A 21,206-nucleotide genomic window follows, 5' to 3' on the forward strand; every position below is an offset into this window, starting at 1 on the left:
AATTTTCACAAGGCAACCTTATGTTTTCTGCCCTATCGCGTCTGAGTTTAGTCTCCCGAATCATCATCGCCATTATTCTAGGCGTTGGTGTGGCTCTGTTATTTCCTGAAGCTGCACCTTCCTTAAGCCTGTTAGGTGATCTGTTTATTAAGGCACTAAAATCCGTCGCGCCAGTTCTGGTTTTCATTCTGGTTCTTGCATCAATTGCAAATTTCCAGGTTGGCCAGACTAATTCAACGATAAGACCTATTATGCTGATGTATGCTGTCGGCATGTTCCTGGCAGCACTAAGCGCTGTCATCGCCAGTATTTTATTTCCAAGTACATTGTTCCTTGATATTGCAGCGCAAGGTGATTTACAGCCACCAGGCAGCCTAGGTGAAATTCTCAAAAATCTAGTGCTGAGCTTTGTGGCGAACCCGGTAGTTGCCATTGCTGAAGCGAATTTTATCGGGATTCTGGCATGGTCAATTGCGTTAGGGATTGCCTTTCGTCATGCATCGCACACGACTAAAACCTGTCTGAATGACGCTGCCAATGCAATCAATTATGTAATTCGTCTGGTGATCAGCTTTGCCCCAGTCGGTATTTTTGGTCTGGTTGCCGTGACTTTTGCCGAAGCCGGTCTAGATACTCTGACTAGTTACGCGCATTTATTAGCTGTTCTGCTGGGTACCATGGTATTTGTAGCCTTGGTGATTAACCCGTTAATGGTGGGTTTCATTACCCGTCGCAATCCGTATCCACTGGTGTTTACCTGCTTACGTGAAAGTGGTATTACCGCATTCTTTACCCGCAGTTCTGCTGCCAATATTCCAGTAAACCTGGACTTGGCAAAACGCTTAGGTGTGAAAGAGACTACTTCAAGCGTAGCAATTCCTTTAGGTGCAGCAATTAACATGGCTGGTGCATCAGTGACGATTACCGTGTTGTCTTTAGCTGCAGTAAATACTTTAGGTATTAATGTTGACTTCACCACTATGCTAATTCTTTCTATCGTGGCAACTGTGTCTGCGTGTGGTGCTTCAGGTGTGGCAGGTGGTTCACTATTGCTGATTCCCGTGGCTTGTGGCCTGTTCGGGATTTCTTCAGATATCGCAATGCAAGTGGTGGCAATTGGTATGGTGATCAGTGTATTGCAGGACTCTACCGAGACTGCACTCAACTCATCTACCGATGTTTTATTTACAACAGCAGTAGACCGCGCTACAGATTGATTTTATATTGAAGAATCAAGATGTTTTGCTAATGATATTGCCATGCCATTACAGCGTTTACCATCGTGGGTTCAACTGGGTGCATTCTTCCTTGCGGTAAATGCCGGAATGATTAATGTATTAGGACTGGTGACCGTGTTGCATCAGTCCGTTTCACATATGACCGGTAACGTCAGTATGCTGGCAATGGCGCTGCTGGACTGGCAACCACGCCAGATTCTGTATCTGATTCTGGTTACGCTCTGTTATGTGATTGGCTCGATGTATAGCGGGCTGATTTTAGGAAATAGTCACTTTCGCTTGGGGCGCCTGTATGGTTATCCTTTAAGCCTGGTGGCTTTTTTTATATTCATTTGCTGGCTATTATTGCCCTATTTCCCGCGTTATGCCTTGTTATGGGCCTGTGTCGCGATGGGTGTACAAAATGCCATGGTCAGCCACTATAAAGGTGCCATTATCCGGACCACACATCTGTCTGGTGTACTGACAGATTTAGGTCTGGCTATGGGCTATCGCCTGCGTGGTCTGGTAGTAGAATCCCGTAAAGTGATCCTGCATATGCTGATCTTGGTCGGCTTTTTAATGGGTGGCATACTTGCCAGCTGGATTTATCCTTATTTAAAATTAAATGCATTCCTAGTCCCTACAGCGTTAAGCCTGCTGCTTAGCCTGACCTATTGGGTGATCTATTTACGTTATCGACATCAACACGACTAATTTCTGGAAACTCTCATGGTTAAAAATGCATTACAGGCACAATTGTTAAAGGCAGGCCTGGTCGATAATAAAAAAGCCAAAAAACTGTCTAAACAGGCTGTACATGAAAAGCGCACAGGCGACAGTAAAGAAGCCGAAATCAAGGCAAAGATTGAGCAGGACAAACAGGAAAAGCTGGCTAAAGACCAAGCGATTGAACAGGCGAAAAAAGTCCAGTTGCAGGAAAAAGAACTCAAAGCGGCCATCATGCAGATGATTAATCAGCATAAAATCCGCGATACGGATGGTGAGATCAGTTATCAGTTTATTGATGACAGCAAGATCAAGAAAGTTTATATCAACCAGCAGATTTATAATGCACTGGTCGCTGGCAGTCTGGTGATTGCACGTGAAAATGAGAGTTATGCCTTCCTGCCTAAAGCTCTGGCGGATCGCATCAATTCAAAAATGGAAGGCTTTATCATTGTGAATAATTCAGAGAAAAATGAAGAAACCACTGATGAAGAAGACCCATATGCAGCTTATGTGATTCCTGATGATTTAATGTGGTAAGCACATTTTCCTTAAAAGGAAAGCATAAATAAGAAACCGGCATATTTGCCGGTTTTTTTAATCTGTTTCATTAAGTTTATGTCAGCTTGCCTTTTGCATATTCTTGTTTTAATAGATAGCAAATTTCACTCAATTTAAATCTTATTTGGAAACGGCTTTGTTGCATAAATACATAACCAACTGATTTTGTTCATTCAATTTTTAGGTTGAAATTTATACAAACCTATTTAAATCAGAAGCTTACAAAATCTTTATGCAACAAAGCCTTTGGAAACTTCAGATTTCATATAACTAGCCTTAAATGAAAGCGCTAATAACTAAAATTTAGTCTGTAAATATGCAATAAATCCCTCAATTTTCTTAATAACGTATAAGCAGATATGCAAAGGACTCACGTTATTTTGCTGAGCTTTTTCTACCCTATACTTTGCTCTTTCTAAGAGTGCTATTACATAATATATAGAGCTTTTAAGAATTTTTTTCGGATCTTTTTTTGAATACAAGTAACAATCAATTTTTTCAAAAGATTCATCATTAACCACTATCTCTAATATAGTGTTATTAATTTCATAGCTTATTGATTGCTCAATATGTTCCAGTTCATAGAAATGTAGAGCTTGTGCTATAACTATTTGAAGATTTTTCATTTTTAATGATTAAGATTATATGATTTTAATCCTAGCACTATCCCCTATAAAAATTAAGTATATAAAATTTAAAATAAACATTAAGTTATGTTGAATTAACATAATAAACGCTATACCAAATTCTTTTAATTCACTTTGACCTTTTTAATTTTTTAAAGTTTAAAAAGAAGTATAGGAATACCAAGTTAGGCTGTTCTATCGATTTTTCACGTTTCCTAGCCATTAACCAATCAATTTCCATTGATCTATTTAATCTGAATTAACCTGAAGGAAGAAATAAATGTCTGAATAGTGATTAAGTTCGCATCCTCTAAGAAAGATATGTTTTAAAAGGTTATCCAAGATTAAAAAATTGCGTTTAAACCTATAAACTCTAACAAATTTTTTGAGTTAAAGAGAAAGATCAGTTGGAACAGTTTAATTTTATTCAGAATATTCGAGATTGGGCCGATCAGTACCCATGGCTGGAAATGTTATCTTCACTGAGTATTGTGATTTTACTGGCCATCCTTGCCAATGTATTTGCCAAACAGATTGTCGTACGCGGCATCCGTCAACTGATTTCCAAAATGCCCTTTGCCAATAATCAGATTTTTGCTGAACATAGTGTGATTCGCCGGATTTCCAATATTGTTCCGGCAATCGTGATCATGAACGGGATTACCACTGTCCCGCATTTATCCGATAAAGTACAAACTTTTGTACAAATGGGTGCTCAGGCGTTTATTTTCCTGACCATTGCTCTGGCACTCGGTGAGTTACTGAATATCTTTAACCTGATTTATCAGCGTAATCCCAAGTCACGCAACAAGCCGATTAAAGGTTATTTACAGCTGGTCAAGCTGATCATCTTCATTGTTTGTGGCTTGATGATTTTAGGCACTTTCCTGAAAAAAGATGTATTCACCTTGCTCGCTGGCTTTGGTGCAATGGCCGCTGTCCTGATGCTGGTCTTTCAAAATACGATTCTGTCACTGGTGGCTTCGGTTCAGATTTCATCTTATGACATGGTACGTATTGGTGACTGGATTGAAATGCCGACCCTAAACGCCGATGGTGATGTCATTGATATGTCATTACACACAGTGACTGTGCAGAACTTTGACAAAACAGTGACCACGATTCCGACCAATAAACTGGTGACTGATACCTTTAAAAACTGGCGCGGCATGCAGGAAGCGGGTGCCCGCCGGATCAAACGTTCAATTCATATTGACCAAACCAGCGTGCATTTCATGACGGCTGAAGAACAGAACAAACTAAAAAATTTTATCCTGCTGGATCAATATCTGAATACCAAATCAGAAGAACTAGAGAAGTTTAACCAGCAACTCCAGCACCATTCACAATACAACCAGCGCCGTCTGACCAATTTAGGCACGTTCCGCGCTTATCTGGAATTTTATCTGCAACAGCATCCCGGTATTGCCAAAAATTTCTCGTTAATGGTGCGTCAGTTACAACCGACTAGCGAAGGCTTGCCACTGGAAATTTATGCTTTCACCAATACGACGGTTTGGGCAGAGTATGAAAATATCCAGTCAGATATCATGGACCATATTCTGGCGATTATTCCGGAATTTGGATTGAAGGTGTATCAGGCGCCTTCTGGAAGTGATTTTAAGGAATCTTTTAACGCGAGTTCTTCATCTCCGATTATCACTTAAACTAACCTCTCAACTTAAGCCCGAAATAATCTCTTATTTCGGGCTTTTTACTCAGTATTTAAAATGAATTCAATCTCTTATTTTTGGTCTTCATATTATTTGGTATAAATCTGGTATGGGTTTTTGCTCTGCAACCTAAAGTTTGATTTGGTTAAACATTTGTGGCAATTTCACTCAAATTCAGACTTAAAAAGCAGAATCCTTTATAATTTTCGCAAAGAAAATACATGATAAGAGTACGTGAATGTTTCGATGGCTTGAACGGCTGGTAGATCCCTATCCCACCAAAAACCTGAATCAACCTTTACCCACCAGGTTTTTTCCCTTTGTCTGGCAAGCAGCCTATGGGGTACGCCGTTATTTACTGATTCTGGTGCTATGTACCGCGGGTGCAGCCAGTTTTGAGGCCTTACTGTATTCAAAAATTGGCGATCTGGTGAACTGGTTGAGTCAAAGTCAGCCAGAAACTTTTTTAGATCAACATGCCAGCAACCTGACCTTATTAAGTATTATCTTGCTGGCTAATATCCTGTTTGCCAGTGCCCAGTCCCTGATCAAGCATCAGATTTTATATAGTAATTTCCCGATGCGTCTGCGTTGGCGCTTCCATAATTTATTGCTCAAACAGAGTTTGGACTTCTTCCATAATGATTTTGCCGGACGTTTATCAGCCAAAGTCATGCAAACGGCGCTAGCGATCCGGGAATTCTGGGTCATTTTGGGCGATATGTTGGCCTATGTGCTGATTTATTTCGTCACAATTAATATTGTTTTGGGTGCCATTTCACCCTTACTTATTTTGCCGCTTATGGTCTGGCTATTACTGTTTATCTGTGCTGCCTGCTATTTTATTCCAAGATTAAGCAAGATTTCATCCTTACAAGCGGATGCACGTGCAGTCATGACCGGACGTGTGACTGATGCCTATACCAATATTCAAACCGTAAAACTGTTTGCGCATGCAGGTCGCGAAAGTCAGTATGCCAAATCCTCCATGCAGGAATTTATGGTTACGGTGTATAAACAGATGCGTCTGGGCGCTCAATACGAAATCAGCATTCTGATGCTGAGTGTTGTGCTATATGCAGGTGTGCTGGGAACTGCGATCTTGCTCTGGATGCAAGGTCAGGCACAGCTAGGGATTATTGCAGCCACCACAGCGATGGTATTAAAGCTGAATAGTATTGCCGAGTTTATGATGTGGCAGACCTCTGCCCTGTTTGAAAATGTCGGTACTATTCAGGACGGGATGAAAACTCTAGGTCGTCGAATCAATATTCAAGACAAAGAAGATGCGAAAGAACTGCAACTGAAACACGGTGAGATTAAATTCGATAATGTCACTTTTGCCTATAATGAAAAACCGGTCATTGACCAGTTTAATCTGACCATTCGTCCGGGTGAAAAAATCGGCATCGTGGGTCGTTCCGGTGCCGGTAAATCAACTCTGATTCAATTGTTACTGCATTTCTATCATCTGAATCAGGGCCGTATTCTGATTGATGGCCAGGATATTGCCGATGTCACTCAGGACAGTCTGCGTAAAAATATTGCGCTGGTCACTCAGGATACGTCTTTGCTGCATCGTACCGTTGCTGAAAATATTAAATACGGTCGTCCAGATGCGACTGATGAAGAAATGTTTGAAGCTGTACGCAAGGCCAAAGCAGAAGAATTCATTCCGAATCTGACTGATTTGCGTGGCCGTAGAGGCTATGACGCCTATGTGGGTGAACGTGGCGTGAAGCTTTCTGGTGGACAGCGCCAACGTATTGCCATTTCCCGGGTATTCCTGAAAGATGCACCGATTCTGATTCTGGATGAAGCCACCAGTGCTCTGGATTCTGAGGTCGAAGCAGCTATTCAGAATAGTTTGGATGACTTGATGCAAGGTAAAACGGTTATTGCCATTGCGCATCGTCTATCTACCATTGCCCAGATGGACCGTCTGATTGTGATGGATCAAGGTAAAATTGCTGAGCAAGGTACGCATGATGAACTGGTGGCCTTAAACGGGATTTATGCGCAGCTATGGCAACGTCAAACCGGCGGGTTTTTGGTACAACAACATGCCAAATCTGACAGCTTGCATGAAGCATAATTGCTCTCTATTCAGTAGTAGCTAAGCTCTACAACAAAAACCGAAGCATTCTATTTGAGTCACTTGAATAGTAATGCTTTGGTTTGCTTTTATGGGAATATCAACTATTCCACAGGCATTTTTAAATTCCAGATTATTCAAAAAACAGCCCTATTCTGAATTAATAGAAATCTGTAGCCTTAAAATTAAATACCTAAAATATCTCTGGTTTACATTGATTTTCAACTTTAAATTAGGCTACTCTGCTTGAAGTTGATTGAAATTTTCTTGTGGAAATAGCCGCAGCTTTGTCCAACAATTTTTATCAAGAAAATGGCTTTTTCATGCCAATATGAAGTGAAAATAAAAAAATTTGAATGAGTGCAACGGATCGCGCATGAAAACAATAGCTCCACGCCAAGACCAAGGTATTCCAGGTGTATACGGTCTCTTGCTTCTCGATGTCATTTCCCGCTGGGGGTATAATAATGAGTCGCTTTTTAAGCCTTTTGGCCTGACCAGTGAACAGTTGGCAGATCCTGATTACCGTATTCCGACACCAGTGGCCAATGAACTGGTCAAGTATGCCCTGAAACTCACTGGTGAACCGACATTGGGTTATCACTTAGGTACACAGATGCGGATTTCGATTCATGGCTTTATCGGTTATGCCATCATGACGGCGAATAATATTACCGAAGCTCTGGTGCTGGCGAACCGATTCATTCAGTTACGTTTACCCTTCCTGCAGTTATTTTTCTCGACCTTTGGCGCTAAGGCAACGGTACAGCTGCAAACTGATATTCAGCTTGAACCGCTTCGTACAGAAATTTCGATTGCCCTGATGATTGGTCTGATCAGTATGGCTAAGGCTATTACAGGGGTTAACGATGCAACCGGAGAAATCGACTTTGATTTCAAAAAGCCAGAAGGTTTTGAGCGCTTCATGGCGAAATTTCCTACGCATCAGTTCCGTTTTGAACAGCCGCATTTAATTTTAAGCTTTGATAAAAGCTACCTGATGAACAAGTTGGTACATGCTGATCCAATTGCCAGCCAGATTGCGATTAACCAGTGTGAAGCCGAATTATCAGCCCTAGGGGAACGGCACCGGATTGCCATGCGGGTACGGGATATCCTGACTCATTCCGAACAGCATTATCTGAGTATTGAAAGCGTAGCTGAACGCCTGCATATGTCAGATCGAACCTTAAAGCGTCAGTTGGCCGCTGAAGGTACTTCTTTCTCTACGCTGGTGGATGAAGTGCGCTACCGGCATGCCACTTCCTTATTATCCCGTACAGACTTTACTCTGGAGCAGATCGCTGATGAACTTGGCTATAGTGATGTGGCCAATTTTAGTCGGGCGTTTAAGCGCTGGAGTGGTCGTAGCCCGAGCAACTGGCGTAAAGATCCTTATTTATAAGCAAGGATAAACCTTTTGTTTTGGCCAAAAAGAATGTATAAAACATATCAAAAATGATCTTAAGATTTTTAGGGAGTTATCAATGAATCATCCTTCAGAATTAAAGTACGCAAGTACACATGAATGGGTACGCATTGAGGGTGATCTTGTTGTGACCGGTATTTCCGACCATGCACAGGATGCATTAGGTGATCTGGTTTATGTAGAAGCACCAGATCTTGACTCACATATTACTGCGGGCGAACAGGCTGGCGTGGTTGAATCAGTGAAAACCGCTTCTGATATTCATGCGCCTGTCTCTGGTACAGTCGTTGAAATCAATGCTGCGCTTGAAGATGATCCTGACTTCATTAATGATGACCCGTATGGCAAAGGTTGGATCTATAAAATCAAACCGGACAATATGGCAGATGTTGAAAAGCTGCTTTCCAATACAGAATATGAAGCTGGTCTCTAAGCCGGTTTAAATTTAGAAAATCAGCCTTCGGGCTGATTCTTTTATTAAAGATCAATCGCCGCATTTCCTAGTTCAAATTAAATTTCATGTATTTATCATGAAATATCATTGTATTTTTCACTTATTTTTCCTAAAGTCTTGATCATATTCACTTCGCTCCTGAATAGGTCGCGCTTATTTATAACAATAATTTCCCATGCTGAGCCCAGCGTCTTACAGCATATCATTTTAGGAAAATCATGAACGTCAATGCAGCGCCATTATGGACCAAGCCTTTTGTGCTGTGTCTGGCCAATAACCTGTTTTTATTTATTTTCTATTTTGCACAAACTACAATTTTACCAATTTATATCCTGAAAGAATTAGGCGGAAACTTAGCCCAAGCTGGTCTGGCTATGACTTTGTTTATGATTTCAGCGATTGCGGTACGTCCATTTAGCGGCTTAATTATTGAAAAATTGGGTATCCGTAAAACCCTGATTGTTTCTGGAATCTTTTTCAGTCTATTTTCCCTAGCCTATTTGCTTGCCGATCAGCTGATGACCTTATTTATCATCCGTTTTTTGCATGGGATCTGGTTTAGTATTTTGACTACAGTCTGTGTCCCTGTAGTAAATCAGTTTATTCCAGAACAGCGTAAAGGCGAAGGCATGGGCTATTACGTCATGTCAGTCAATCTGGGTATTGTTCTAGGACCATTGATTGGCTTAAGTCTGATTGAATACTGGTCTTATTTTCAGATCACAATGCTGCTTATTGCATTAGTTTTTATCGGATTTGCTTTCTGCTTAATGATTCCGGTCAAAGAGCCTGAGCACATCATTCAAACTATTCCTGAGAAAAAAGGACTGGCGTTGTCTGATGTTGTAGAAAAGAAAGCATTGCCTGTTGCTGTTCTGGCAGCTCTGATTTCTTTCTCTTATGCCAGCATCATGTCTTTTATTGCACCTTTTGCGGCCAGTAAAAACCTGATGGCTTATGCCAGTTTATTCTTTGTCGTATTCGCCATTTCCATGATGAGTTTACGTCCGATTACCGGAAAAATTTACGATCGCAAAGGTCCACAATATGTGATTTATCCTGCGCTATTAGTATTTAGTTTAGGACTTTTTTTACTCAGTCAGATTCAGACGTTGTGGGGATTCCTGCTGGCTGCGGTATTGATTGGTGTCGGTTTTGGTAGCGCACAACCTTGCATCCAGACACTGGCCATTCAACGTGCACCGAAACACCGAATTGGTTATGCGACTTCGACCTTTTATACCTTTTATGATGTAGGAATTGCGGTCGGCTCGCTCCTGATTGGGGTGCTTATTGCGACTTATAGTTATCAGTTCGCCTTTATTCTCTGTAGTTTACTCACCCTATGCAGTATTGTTTACTTTAAATTGGTCGTTCAAGTTAAGACTGCCTAATACAAGTTAATGTCTAAATATAATAAAAAACAGGCAGATGAACTGCCTGTTTTAATTCTGACACGAAGATGTATTTATTCAGATGCTGAAGTATTTTCTTGTTCTTTTTCTTCAGCTTTCGGTTCTTGCATCATCGTGAATTGTGTTGCTTCTCCGGCAGCAGGATTATCTTGGCGGTTGCTTTTCAGCTTGATCTGTAAACGTAATTCATTAGTCGAATCGGCATTACGCAATGCTTCCTCATAAGAAATCGCACCCTCGTTATACAGGTCAAATAAGGCCTGATCGAAAGTCTGCATGCCCAGTTCACGAGATTTGCCCATAATAGCTTTCAGCTCATGAAACTCACCTTTTAAAATCAGATCAGAAATCAAAGGTGTATTTAACATGATTTCAATCGCAGCCCGACGGCCTTTCCCATCCTGAGTACGAATCAGACGCTGGGAAATAATTGCCTTCATATTCGAAGATAGATCCATCAATAACTGATTACGGCGTTCTTCCGGGAAGAAGTTAATAATCCGGTCCAAAGTCTGGTTAGCATTATTGGAATGCAGTGTGCCCAGACATAAATGTCCGGTTTCGGCGAAGGCAATTGCGTGTTCCATGGTTTCAGTATCGCGAATCTCACCAATCAGAATCACATCAGGTGCCTGACGCAAGGTATTTTTCAACGCATTGTGCCAGGAATGGCAATCTACCCCGACTTCACGGTGAGTAATCATAGATTTCTTGTGCTTATGCACATATTCCACTGGGTCTTCCACGGTAATAATATGCCCTGCAGAATTTTCATTGCGGTAGTCGATCATCGCTGCCAAAGAGGTCGATTTACCTGAACCTGTTCCTCCCACAACCAGTACCAGACCACGTTTTTCCATAATCACGTGTTTCAATGATTCTGGTAATTTCAGTTTCTGAAAATTTGGAATTTCTGCCGTAATGGTCCGGATCACCATCCCAACCTGAAGCTGTTGTACGAAAACATTTACTCGGAAGCGCGATACACCCGGCACGGTAATCGCGAAGTTACATTCTAGTTCAGCTTCAAACTCTTGACGCTGTTTGTCATTCATCAAGCTATAGGCAAACAGTTTGGTTTTTTCAGCAGTTAAGGTCTGTTGTCCAAAGGGCTTCATTAAGCCCTGGTGTTTAATACTCGGTGGAAAATCTGCGGTAATAAATAAGTCTGAGCCCCCATATTCCACTACTTTGGTCAGCATGTGATGCATGAATTTTTTTGCTTCGTCCAACAGTTCTGCCGTGAACATTCTCTTCCCCTGGAAATACACAATTACATGAATTTTAAATGCTTGATTCATGCCAATATCATTTGATTTTTATTGTGCAGCGTTTTTTTTAAAGCCTCAAATAGATTTGATTTATAAAGAAAATATTTTTGGAAAAATATGTGATACAGTTCAATAAAATATCAATTAAGTGGACATGATTTGATTTTTAAAACTATTCCACTTTAAAAGAATATTACGATGAAAAGATCATATTTAGGATAAATGCAGACAGGGTTAAATTAAATTCGTCAGGACAGAAAGGATAGAATTTAAAATAGATAGATGGCCGAAAACTGCCTTGCTTAAAAGCCACCATTAAAGAAGATTTATGACTCAGTTCTATTGAGCTGAATGACAGTCTGTTAATAAAAAGCAAAGATTAATCAGGAGAAAGTGCACGTAATCTGGACTGTTCCAGAAGTGATATTTGTGCATTTTCTGCCCGTAAGACTGGATTAATACGACTGCTCTTTAGCTTGATTTGTAGACGTAATTCATTGCTGGAGTCTGCATTACGCAAGGCTTCTTCATAAGAAATAATGCCTTGGTTATATAAATCAAACAACGCTTGATCAAAGGTTTGCATGCCCAGTTCCCGCGAACGAGCCATAATCGTTTTAAGTTCATGGAATTCACCTTTACGAATCAGGTCAGAAACTAAAGGTGTATTTTGCAGAATTTCTACCGCAGCCCGACGACCTTTACCATCTTCAGTACGAATTAGGCGCTGAGAAATCACGGCTTTGATATTGGCTGATAAATCTAGCAATAGCTGATTACGGCGTTCTTCCGGGAAGAAGTTAATAATCCGGTCCAGTGCCTGATCGGCATTATTGGAATGAAGTGTGGTAAGACATAAATGGCCGGATTCAGCGAAGGCAATTGCATGTTCCATACTGTCTGTATCGCGGATTTCACCAATCACGATGACGTCAGGTGCCTGCCGCATGGTATTAATCAGTGCATTGTGCCAGGAAACACAATCCACACCAATTTCCCGCTGGGTAATCATCGATTTTTTATGCTGATAGACATATTCCACCGGATCTTCGATTGTAATAATATGCCCTTCAGTATGCGTATTACGGTAATCAATCATAGCTGCTAATGTAGTCGATTTTCCGACACCCGTTGCGCCGACTACCAGCACCAGACCACGTTTCTGCATGATGACCTGTTGCAATGAAGCCGGTAAGCCTAGTTGCTCAAAGCTTGGAATATCTGTCGTAATGATCCTAATCACCATGCCTACATTGTGCTGTTGCTGGAAGACATTAACCCGGAAACGAGACACATTCGGGATGCTAATACTAAAATTGCATTCCATCACCGATTCAAACTCCTGAATCTGTCGCTCGTTCATCAAGGCATAAGCAAACAAACGGGTCTTTTCGGCTGTGAGTTTCTGCTGGCCAAACGGTTTCATTAACCCCTGCTGTTTGATACTAGGGGGGAAATCAGCTGTGATAAAAAGATCGGAACCACCATATTCAACGACTTTGGTCAGCATTTGGTGCATAAATTTACGTGTTTCATCGAGCAATTCAGTTGTATACATAGCAAGATTCCTGGGATCATGACTCATCCGCTGTATAAAAACAGTGTCAGACTGACCTCTAATAAGTTATTGTTATTGTTATTGTTATTGTTTATTTTTTAAATTAATTATTTTTTATTCAATTTTTAAAATCGTTTTAATACTCATTGTTTTAATTTTCAAAATATCGAATAGTTTTCTTGAGTGTCCAAATATACACTTCTTAATACCCATATTCGATCATAATATCTTTCCCCAACGAATTGAGGAAAGACAAGACCGTCAGTTTAAGCGCTACGCTTTAAACTTTCGCATCGCAGTGAATCTGCCATATTTAACAATAATTGCTCGGTTTTTGTCCAGCCCAGACATCCATCAGTCACTGACTGGCCGTAAACCATATCTTCTGAGATTTTCTGGTTGCCATCGACCAGATGACTTTCGAGCATTACACCACGTACATTGTTGTGCAAACGTTCAGCGACGATCTGCTCCAGCACTTTAGATTGTAGCATTGGGTTTTTTGAACTATTGCCATGACTGCAATCAATAACCAGGGCCGGCAAATCGATTGAGTGTTTTGCTTTAATCTTTTCAATTTCAGACAACTGGTAGTTCGGACCACTATTTGAACCACGCAGGATCAAATGTGCTTTTGGATTACCTTGTGAGTTCAGGATACATGGCAAACCCGATTGACTCATGCCCATGAACTGATGGGAGTTGGAAGCTGACTGAATGGCATCAAGAGCAATTTGAATCGAACCATCTGTCCCATTTTTGAAACCGATGCTGTACGACATATGGCTGGAAATTTCACGGTGAATTTGTGATTCACTGGTACGCGCGCCAATCGCGCCCCAGGTCAATAGATCATCAAAATACGCCGTTGCCATTGGACTTAAGATCTCTGAGGCAATCGGCAGGCCCATGCCAATCAGTTTTAGGTACAGTGCACGAGATTTTTCCAGACCCAATTGCATATTGGATGAGCCATCGAGTTCTGGGTCATACAGGAAGCCTTTCCAGCCGACAGTAGTCCGTGGTTTTTCAATATAAGCCCGCATAACCAGGAAAATTTGATCTGAGACCTGTTCCTGAAGCTGTTTTAATTTTTCTGCATATTCCAGTGCGGAAGCTTCATCATGAATGGAACATGGTCCGGTAATCACCATTAAACGGTGATCTTTACCCTCTAAAATATTTTGAATAATTTGACGCTGTTCAGCGACTTGTACAGCCAATTGCGGAGACAGTGGCAATCGCTGCTTAAGCTGCTGTGGCAAAGCTAAAATGGTTTCTGTTTGATGTTGTTGTGATGTATTTGCAATATTCATGACTTTAAATCCTGGGACTGGCAATCAGTCCAAACTTTTATTTGAGCGTTATGGGTCTAATCGAAGATGTCGAAAGCGTCATTAGCTGGCTAAAGTAAGACCAATAAAAGTTGCTAAAGTATGAATAGTTAAAGTTTGTCATGTCTGTCTCCAAAAACTGTTAAATCACATGCATAAAAAAACCTGATCAGGGTTGCCGATCAGGTATTAACTGGTGGGCAACCTTTTCATTGCCCAAACGCATTCAGGCAATTATCTAAACTGCCAAAAATAAAAATAAGCGTTTGAAATGATAGGTTGCTTTAACATGTTTATGTCTTTCATAAAAATGTGAATCTGAAATTAAAATACGCGCTCTATCCAGTTTTGACAAGTAGTAAATATAAAAAAATATTTATCAGCATTTGTACTTTTACTTATCGCCCTAGAATTCTAGCCTTTCAGTGATTAATTTTCAGATATTAATAATGAACAAAGTCTTGAAAGTCAGCGGACTTTGCCCATTTCCTTAAAACCAAGAGCATATTAGATCTTGGTTTTGGCATTTGCAATTAACGGGTTACGCGATTCCATGCATCACGTACTGCAAATTTTGCCTGTTCCCAGTTCAGACGTGACTGGCCTTTTGCTTGCTCCCATTTTACTTTCAGATCGCTTTCTACGTCTTCAAAACGGGTATTAGCATCATATGCCCCACGGTTTTCATAACCGACACGATAGGCCGCATCATAGTCACGATCGTAATCTAAATCGCTATACGTGGTACGGGCATCTGAATAATAAGGGGTTTCAACAGCATTATCTCGCCAGAAAGCTGCTTCTTCAGTCGGGTTCACAGCTTCGCCTACGCCTTTACCTGCGAGACCACCGACCACTGCCCCAACAACACCGCCTACTGCTGCACCGACCGGACCGCCTGCGGCACCGACCGCTGCACCTGCCGCTGCGCCACCTGCAGCACCAATACCTGTACCCACAGGATGAGCACCAGGTTCACCAGTAATTGGATCAGCATTTAAATCATCGCGGACATCTTTAGGCGCATTCTTAATTACATCACGATCAAAATTATCATTCGACATAGAGCTTATCCTTATTCTTTAAAATGGTTTTATCACGTATTTTCATACGTCCTATTTAATATAAGCATCTGGCATGTAATGACATTAGCAGGCGTGTGTTGTTTCAGTGACTCTCTGTGAGGCTTTCATGCACTAATGTATCTTGAATCAAGTGAAAGCCGCATAAAAAAGACCGGATTGGTACCGGTCTTTTTTAGATTAAAACAGCTTAGTCAAAATGAATGACTGTACGGATTGATTTACCTTCATGCATCAGGTCAAAAGCTTCATTGATCTGATCTAATGGCATCGTATGTGTCACAAATGGTTCTAATTGAATTTCGCCTTTCATGGCCTGCTCAACCATGCCCGGTAATTGAGAACGGCCCTTAACACCACCAAATGCCGTACTCATCCATTTACGGCTTGTGACTAGCTGGAATGGACGAGTCGAGATTTCTTTACCTGCACCTGCTACGCCAATAATCACAGACTGACCCCAACCGCGATGCGCACATTCTAGTGCTGAACGCATTACGTCGACATTACCAATACATTCAAAAGAGTGGTCTACGCCCCAACCGGTCATTTCCACAATCACTTGCTGAATTGGCTTGTCATAGTCTTTCGGATTCACAAAATCAGTAGCACCAAACTGTTTAGCCAGTTCGAATTTATCTGGATTGGTATCCACGGCAATAATACGACCTGCCTTAGCCTGACGAGCACCCTTGTACAACTGCAAGTCCAATACCGCCTAAGCCAAATACAGCAACACTATCGCCTTCCTGCACTTTAGCAGTGTTATGTACTGCACCAATACCTGTAGTCACGCCACAGCCCAATAAACACACTTGCTCATGGTTAGCTTCAGGGTTAATTTTCGCCAGAGAAACTTCTGCAACGACTGTATATTCAGAGAACGTTGAACAGCCCATATAATGATAAATTGGCTGGCCATTATAAGAAAAACGGGTAGTTCCATCTGGCATTACACCTTTACCCTGAGTCGCACGAACCGCTACACACAGGTTGGTCTTACCCGATTTACAGAACAGACATTCACCACATTCTGCTGTGTAAAGTGGAATCACATGATCACCCGGTTTCAGACTCGTTACGCCTTCACTTACCTCAACGACCACACCCGCACCTTCGTGGCCTAAAATTGCTGGAAATACGCCTTCCGGATCATCACCAGACAAGGTAAATGCATCGGTATGACATACGCCAGTATGGCTAATTTTTACCAGTACTTCACCTGCTTTTGGTGGAGCAACATCTACTTCCACAATTTCTAATGGCTGACCTGAGCCAAATGTAACCGCTGCACGTGATTTCATGTAAAACAAGCCTTTTATTACTGATTTACAGATGGTTAACAGTAACCTCTTTCTATTCGGAGATTCAACCATTAACATCACTAGTTGAGGAATAAAACCCCTATAACAAATGGAACATCAATGACTAAGCCCTCGTCAATTACATGTTTAAGTATTTTTGTTTTTAGCCTGACTATTTCTGGCTGTGAATTAGCTCCCAATACAGCAAAAGAAGAAGCTATTACTCCCGTACAATCGGCCCACTGGATTAGAGAGGAACAGCTACCACAGATTCAGGAAGGTAAAACGGCTTATCTGCCTTTATATGATGGTTTTATGAGTATGGCGGCAAGGTTATATCTGATCAATCAGGCCAAATACCATCTCGACCTGCAATATTACATCTGGAAAGATGACTATATTGGCAACATGATTCTCTCCCAATTATTAAAAGCCGCTGATCGAGGCGTGAAGGTTCGGGTTCAGATTGATGACCAGAACGGAACTCAACTGGATGATAAGCTGCTGGCCTTAGCTCAGCATCCTAATTTCGAAGTCAGATTATTTAATCCTTATAAATTCCGTCATTTGCGTGCCCTAGATTACGGATTCCGTATGAAATATGTTAATCCGCGCATGCATAATAAACTGATTATTGCGGATGGTACGGCAGCGGTCACAGGTGGTCGGAATATCAGTAGTGAATATTTTGATGCCAGTGAAGACTTTCAGTTTAGCGATGTTGATATTTTCTTTGCCGGAAAACCAGCACACGATGCGAATCAGACCTTTATCAAATTCTGGAACGATGATCTAAGCTATGACATCCGACAAGTTCTAAATGATTCAGGTAATCCACAACTTTTAAAACGGTTGAGAACAGAATTTAAAGAAGATGAAGTCGATAAAAATGAACTAAGACGTCGAGTCGGTATTGCGGAACAGCAGATTGATGAGCAGCTGAGAAAGCGCCCGATAAAATGGGGAAATGCCTATTTTGTTGCCGACGCCCCTTCCAAGGTCCGTGGTAGCACCCAGAATGGTGATTATATTTATACTCATATGCTGGAACTTATGGGTGAGCCCAAAGACCATCTGGAACTGGTTTCTTCTTATTTCATTCCTACTCAGGAAGGTGCGGATTATTTAAGTAAACGTGCCCAACAGGGTGTCAAAATCAGAATTTTAACCAATTCGTTCCAGGCAAATGATGTTGCTTTGGTTCATGCCTATTATCAGCAATACCGTAAACAGCTCCTCAAAAATGGAATTGAACTCTGGGAATTTAAACCCTATATTGAACGACCAAAACGGACCTGGTATGAAATTATGACCGGTAATATTATTCCGGCCAAAAATAAGAACAGTTCCAGTCTACATGCCAAATTCTTTGATCTGGATGGCATGGTATTTATTGGTTCCTTTAACTTCGATCCACGTTCTGCCTATTTAAACACTGAAGTCGGTCTGGTGATTGAATCTGATCAGCTCCAAGATGAAATTACCAAGTCCTTAAACCAGTATTTACCCAGAATAGCTTATCAACTTAAGTTAAATAAACAGGGCGAGATCATTTGGCTGGAACATCAAAAAAATGGTTCAGTGATTCAGCATAATCATGACCCTGAAACAACACAATTCCAGCGTTATATGATGAATCTGGTGACAAAATTCCCGGGAGAATGGTTAATGTAATGACAGATACATTGCGATCAAATCACATTTAGTGTGGTTTTTCCTTAATTGATAGTTGGCTTTAGATATTTTAGATCTTTATTGGTAATAAGCTGAACAATATAAAATTGACTAAATCTCTAAATCGAGTTTTTCTACTTATATTTTTCAGCTTATTTCTTATACATTAATCAGATCAATGCTGACAAAGGTTTTACCTATTCCGTTGATTGCTCTAGAATTACACTTTTCTAGTATTTTGCGAATTTTCGCTTTCCACTCCCATGCAATTTTTTGATTTAAGCCGCCAGTTTAAACTCAGTGATATTCTCACCCCTGTTAAGACCTTGCAGGATCTGTCTCAACAAGAATGGTTTTTAGCCAAAGTACGGGTTGAACATGATTGCCTGTCTGATTCAGACTTGGTCGAAGGTCAGGTCGTACTTAAATCTAATCAGAATATCCAGATCGAACTGGAATGGTTGATTCAGGATAACGGTTATGAATTACAGGTACTATTTAAAGGTGTTGAAACCGAAGCTTCTGAAGAAACGCTGGTGATGGTTAAAGGTGTACAACTGGTCGATGAACAACAGCAACTGATTTCTGCACAGGCTTTAAGTTTATGGATTGACGGGACATTACTTCCAATGTTGCCAAATATTCGCAAGGAAATTAAAGCGCGCTTAAACCTGTGGGATTATGTGGAATATGATAGTTAATTCATTTTTCCATTTTCCATTTCTAAAATTTAAAAGAGCCATATCGGCTCTTTTTGTTCATAGGAAATTTATTTCTTATTTTTAATTGGTTAAATTGCCTTGACCTGAATATTTTTATGGCAATGCCTATTTTAGACATACAGATTAAGCTTGATTAAAATAATAAAGAGAAAACATCATGATTTCCCCTTCTGAATGGCAAAATATCCGTCAGGTAGTTGCTAATGCACAGCGTGCAGCAATGTATTGTTCGATCGCAACCGTCAATCCCCAAGGCTTTCCTAGTATTACTCCGATCGGAACTGTCTTCCTGGATCAGCAGTCTAATACAGGTTTCTTTTTTGATACCTACTCCACCACCTTCTCTGAAAATTTACAGCATCAGCCACTTGCATGCATTCAAGCTGTGAATAGCAGCAAACTTTTCTGGTTAAGTTCCATGTTTAAGGGAAAATTTAAGCATTATCCCGGTGTACGTCTATATGCAGAAATTGGCTCTTTACGTCCTGCTACAGCGGAAGAGATTGAGAAAGTTGAATCTCGTATTTTAGCTTTAAAATGGAGTAAAGGTAGCAAACTGATCTGGTCCAGCTTTCATCATGTGCGGGATATTAAAGTTAAGGATTATCGCTGGGTCGAATATTCTAATATGCCGATAGAAAACATTTAAACACTTTCTAAAAGTAAGTTTATTTCATAAATATACTTAAAATTTATATTTATTCATAACTCAAATTAGGCCGACATGCTCGAATATCATCCGGTAACTATCTGCTTTCTTTTCCAGAGCCAAAGGATAAGCCCGGGATGAAGACGGCATCCGGTATAAATACAGATCACGACCAATAAAATGTGCTTGGGTAGGTTCGCCTATACTTGGTTTCAACGTACCTTCAGGCATAGATAGCATCAGAGTATCTGTAGCCTTGTCGCCTGTGGTCATGATGTGGTTGCAGTCTGGCATTTTCCCTAATAGATCCTGCAAATTGGTTGGCACTACAATTTCCAGAAATTTATCGGAAGCATTTCCCTTCAGGCGTCGAATCTGATAAGCACTGTCAAAAATCGCAATCCCCGTTTCAGTTAGAAACTCACGGATTAGATGTTCCTGAAATTTTTTATTGGGTAAGTCCAAAAAGTAATCTTTATTTTTAAAGAAAATTAATCCAAATATCCGCCACATATCATTTTGGTAATTCGGATAATAAAAGTTCATTTTCCAGCGCGTTGCGGGTGGCGGAAAACTGCCCAACATTAGTAATTTGGCATTGGGCGGTAAAAATGGCGGTAATGGATGGGTTTCAATATCCGACATAAACTGTTCCAGATTCAGGTAGTTCAGTTATTTTAGAATGCCTGACGGATCTTGCCAGCAACTTCTTGTCCCCAAAGTGTATAAACTTCCTTACTTGGATGAAAACCGTCTTTGGCCATTTGTAAATTCATGGCATGATATTTTTCAATATCGTATTCAATCCATTGCATGTTCCTCTGCTTGTTCACAAATTTTTCCAGTTGCTGGTTCATGTGTTTGGCATATTGACCAAATAACCAAGCCAGAGGATTCGGTAAAGCCGGGAACATGTTCATTGGAGGAACACCGGCTGCAATCACCAGTTTTGGATTAAACTTTTGCTGGATTTTGCTATAAAACTGTTTCTGCTTCTTGATCCAGACATCGGCAGGCATGAGTTTAGTCACATCATTCACGCCGACTGAAGTCACGACCACATCATAGGATTTAGCTTCAATCTGGTCTAAAGTACGAATGACTTTTGAGGTGGTATCGCCTGTTTTTGCCTGCAACTTCCATTCAATTTCAAAGTCATTTTTTAGCTCATTCAGAATCGCGCCGAGTAAGGCATCATCCTGATGATCTACGCCCACGCCTGCTGCTGCTGAATCACCTACAATCAGTAATGAAAGTTTTTTTCCTGTTCCTGTTTGCCCTTCACGTGCACCTTCTGGTTCTGGAAGTTTTATCGTATTTTTTTTGACACGGTTACCCTGAATTATGAGCGCGGGAATTAAGGCGATAGTGGCAGCTTTGAGCAACATAATGGACTAATTTATATAAAGATAT

General features: G+C 40.8%; 18 protein-coding genes and 1 pseudogene. 11 read left to right on the plus strand and 8 right to left on the minus strand.

Annotated elements, in window-relative coordinates; translation table 11 throughout:
- Nucleotides 1-20: 20 nt before the first annotated feature.
- From sstT to ACWM1W_RS07970, 3 genes are read left to right on the plus strand one after another with little or no spacing between them, the layout of a single operon-like run.
- Nucleotides 21-1,217, plus strand: a complete 1,197-nt coding sequence (sstT, locus tag ACWM1W_RS07960; protein WP_395521598.1) for a serine/threonine transporter SstT — start codon at nt 21-23, stop codon at nt 1,215-1,217.
- Nucleotides 1,218-1,259: 42 nt separating this feature from the next.
- Nucleotides 1,260-1,934, plus strand: a complete 675-nt coding sequence (locus tag ACWM1W_RS07965) for a YoaK family protein (protein ID WP_005235831.1) — start codon at nt 1,260-1,262, stop codon at nt 1,932-1,934.
- A gap of 15 nt (nt 1,935-1,949) precedes the next feature.
- Nucleotides 1,950-2,486, plus strand: coding sequence for a DUF2058 domain-containing protein (locus ACWM1W_RS07970; RefSeq protein ID WP_004785589.1), 537 nt, complete (start codon nt 1,950-1,952; stop codon nt 2,484-2,486).
- A 317-nt stretch (nt 2,487-2,803) separates the two neighbouring features.
- Here the strand turns inward: ACWM1W_RS07970 and ACWM1W_RS07975 are convergent, their stop codons facing one another.
- Nucleotides 2,804-3,133, minus strand: coding sequence for a hypothetical protein (locus ACWM1W_RS07975; RefSeq protein ID WP_262477254.1), 330 nt, complete (start codon nt 3,131-3,133; stop codon nt 2,804-2,806).
- Nucleotides 3,134-3,540: 407 nt separating this feature from the next.
- On the opposite strand from ACWM1W_RS07975, the gene ACWM1W_RS07980 reads away from it, so the two are divergent.
- The 5 genes from ACWM1W_RS07980 to ACWM1W_RS08000 all read left to right on the plus strand — a co-directional run bounded on the left by ACWM1W_RS07980 (nt 3,541) and on the right by ACWM1W_RS08000 (nt 10,178).
- Entirely contained in the window at nt 3,541-4,800 is a 1,260-nt protein-coding gene (locus ACWM1W_RS07980) for a mechanosensitive ion channel family protein (protein ID WP_180017393.1), read from the plus strand.
- Nucleotides 4,801-5,044: 244 nt separating this feature from the next.
- On the plus strand, nt 5,045-6,901 hold the full coding sequence (locus ACWM1W_RS07985; RefSeq protein WP_395521599.1) for an ABC transporter ATP-binding protein: 1,857 nt from the start codon (nt 5,045-5,047) through the stop codon (nt 6,899-6,901).
- A gap of 376 nt (nt 6,902-7,277) precedes the next feature.
- Nucleotides 7,278-8,306 (plus strand): AraC family transcriptional regulator, encoded by a 1,029-nt coding sequence (locus tag ACWM1W_RS07990; RefSeq protein WP_395521600.1) that lies wholly within the window; start codon nt 7,278-7,280, stop codon nt 8,304-8,306.
- A gap of 82 nt (nt 8,307-8,388) precedes the next feature.
- Nucleotides 8,389-8,763: a glycine cleavage system protein GcvH gene (gene gcvH / locus ACWM1W_RS07995; RefSeq protein WP_104426083.1), complete on the plus strand. Its 375-nt coding sequence runs from the start codon at nt 8,389-8,391 to the stop codon at nt 8,761-8,763.
- Nucleotides 8,764-9,002: 239 nt separating this feature from the next.
- Nucleotides 9,003-10,178, plus strand: coding sequence for an MFS transporter (locus ACWM1W_RS08000; RefSeq protein WP_005235840.1), 1,176 nt, complete (start codon nt 9,003-9,005; stop codon nt 10,176-10,178).
- Nucleotides 10,179-10,252: 74 nt separating this feature from the next.
- Here the strand turns inward: ACWM1W_RS08000 and ACWM1W_RS08005 are convergent, their stop codons facing one another.
- From ACWM1W_RS08005 to ACWM1W_RS08025, 5 genes and pseudogenes are all read right to left on the minus strand, one after another.
- Nucleotides 10,253-11,449 (minus strand): PilT/PilU family type 4a pilus ATPase, encoded by a 1,197-nt coding sequence (locus tag ACWM1W_RS08005; protein WP_005235842.1) that lies wholly within the window; start codon nt 11,447-11,449, stop codon nt 10,253-10,255.
- Nucleotides 11,450-11,849: 400 nt separating this feature from the next.
- A complete protein-coding gene (locus ACWM1W_RS08010) occupies nt 11,850-13,028 on the minus strand; it encodes a PilT/PilU family type 4a pilus ATPase (RefSeq protein ID WP_375725492.1) in 1,179 nt (392 codons plus the stop codon).
- A 266-nt stretch (nt 13,029-13,294) separates the two neighbouring features.
- Complete coding sequence (locus ACWM1W_RS08015) at nt 13,295-14,344, minus strand: 3-deoxy-7-phosphoheptulonate synthase (protein ID WP_005235846.1); 1,050 nt, start codon at nt 14,342-14,344, stop codon at nt 13,295-13,297.
- A gap of 551 nt (nt 14,345-14,895) precedes the next feature.
- On the minus strand, nt 14,896-15,426 hold the full coding sequence (locus tag ACWM1W_RS08020) for a hypothetical protein (protein WP_005235848.1): 531 nt from the start codon (nt 15,424-15,426) through the stop codon (nt 14,896-14,898).
- A 208-nt stretch (nt 15,427-15,634) separates the two neighbouring features.
- Nucleotides 15,635-16,748: pseudogene (locus tag ACWM1W_RS08025) on the minus strand (S-(hydroxymethyl)glutathione dehydrogenase/class III alcohol dehydrogenase).
- Between the two features lie 120 nt (nt 16,749-16,868).
- Between ACWM1W_RS08025 and ACWM1W_RS08030 the strand changes: the two are divergent.
- From ACWM1W_RS08030 to ACWM1W_RS08040, 3 genes are all read left to right on the plus strand, one after another.
- Entirely contained in the window at nt 16,869-18,422 is a 1,554-nt protein-coding gene (locus ACWM1W_RS08030; RefSeq protein ID WP_375725493.1) for a phospholipase D family protein, read from the plus strand.
- Between the two features lie 263 nt (nt 18,423-18,685).
- Nucleotides 18,686-19,123, plus strand: a complete 438-nt coding sequence (locus ACWM1W_RS08035; RefSeq protein ID WP_395521604.1) for a hypothetical protein — start codon at nt 18,686-18,688, stop codon at nt 19,121-19,123.
- Between the two features lie 178 nt (nt 19,124-19,301).
- On the plus strand, nt 19,302-19,793 hold the full coding sequence (locus ACWM1W_RS08040; protein WP_395521605.1) for a pyridoxamine 5'-phosphate oxidase family protein: 492 nt from the start codon (nt 19,302-19,304) through the stop codon (nt 19,791-19,793).
- A gap of 60 nt (nt 19,794-19,853) precedes the next feature.
- Here ACWM1W_RS08040 and ACWM1W_RS08045 read toward each other — a convergent pair whose 3' ends face one another.
- Together ACWM1W_RS08045 and ACWM1W_RS08050 are read right to left on the minus strand one after the other, a co-directional pair.
- Nucleotides 19,854-20,438: a uracil-DNA glycosylase family protein gene (locus ACWM1W_RS08045; RefSeq protein ID WP_395521606.1), complete on the minus strand. Its 585-nt coding sequence runs from the start codon at nt 20,436-20,438 to the stop codon at nt 19,854-19,856.
- A gap of 32 nt (nt 20,439-20,470) precedes the next feature.
- On the minus strand, nt 20,471-21,181 hold the full coding sequence (locus tag ACWM1W_RS08050; protein WP_448765088.1) for an SGNH/GDSL hydrolase family protein: 711 nt from the start codon (nt 21,179-21,181) through the stop codon (nt 20,471-20,473).
- Nucleotides 21,182-21,206 lie beyond the last annotated feature (25 nt).

The sequence above is a fragment of the Acinetobacter sp. TW_SC_4 genome (assembly GCF_054861205.1).

Bases quoted from the DNA above. Each gene is read 5' to 3' on its own strand.
- sstT (WP_395521598.1), top strand. From the start codon at position 21: ATGTTTTCTGCCCTATCGCGTCTGAGTTTAGTCTCCCGAATCATCATC.
- ACWM1W_RS07965 (WP_005235831.1), top strand. From the start codon at position 1,260: ATGCCATTACAGCGTTTACCATCGTGGGTTCAACTGGGTGCATTCTTC.
- ACWM1W_RS07970 (WP_004785589.1), top strand. From the start codon at position 1,950: ATGGTTAAAAATGCATTACAGGCACAATTGTTAAAGGCAGGCCTGGTC.
- ACWM1W_RS07975 (WP_262477254.1), bottom strand. From the start codon at position 3,133: ATGAAAAATCTTCAAATAGTTATAGCACAAGCTCTACATTTCTATGAA.
- ACWM1W_RS07985 (WP_395521599.1), top strand. From the start codon at position 5,045: ATGTTTCGATGGCTTGAACGGCTGGTAGATCCCTATCCCACCAAAAAC.
- ACWM1W_RS07990 (WP_395521600.1), top strand. From the start codon at position 7,278: ATGAAAACAATAGCTCCACGCCAAGACCAAGGTATTCCAGGTGTATAC.
- gcvH (WP_104426083.1), top strand. From the start codon at position 8,389: ATGAATCATCCTTCAGAATTAAAGTACGCAAGTACACATGAATGGGTA.
- ACWM1W_RS08000 (WP_005235840.1), top strand. From the start codon at position 9,003: ATGAACGTCAATGCAGCGCCATTATGGACCAAGCCTTTTGTGCTGTGT.
- ACWM1W_RS08005 (WP_005235842.1), bottom strand. From the start codon at position 11,449: ATGTTCACGGCAGAACTGTTGGACGAAGCAAAAAAATTCATGCATCAC.
- ACWM1W_RS08010 (WP_375725492.1), bottom strand. From the start codon at position 13,028: ATGTATACAACTGAATTGCTCGATGAAACACGTAAATTTATGCACCAA.
- ACWM1W_RS08015 (WP_005235846.1), bottom strand. From the start codon at position 14,344: ATGAATATTGCAAATACATCACAACAACATCAAACAGAAACCATTTTA.
- ACWM1W_RS08020 (WP_005235848.1), bottom strand. From the start codon at position 15,426: ATGTCGAATGATAATTTTGATCGTGATGTAATTAAGAATGCGCCTAAA.
- ACWM1W_RS08030 (WP_375725493.1), top strand. From the start codon at position 16,869: ATGACTAAGCCCTCGTCAATTACATGTTTAAGTATTTTTGTTTTTAGC.
- ACWM1W_RS08035 (WP_395521604.1), top strand. From the start codon at position 18,686: ATGCAATTTTTTGATTTAAGCCGCCAGTTTAAACTCAGTGATATTCTC.
- ACWM1W_RS08040 (WP_395521605.1), top strand. From the start codon at position 19,302: ATGATTTCCCCTTCTGAATGGCAAAATATCCGTCAGGTAGTTGCTAAT.
- ACWM1W_RS08045 (WP_395521606.1), bottom strand. From the start codon at position 20,438: ATGTCGGATATTGAAACCCATCCATTACCGCCATTTTTACCGCCCAAT.
- ACWM1W_RS08050 (WP_448765088.1), bottom strand. From the start codon at position 21,181: ATGTTGCTCAAAGCTGCCACTATCGCCTTAATTCCCGCGCTCATAATT.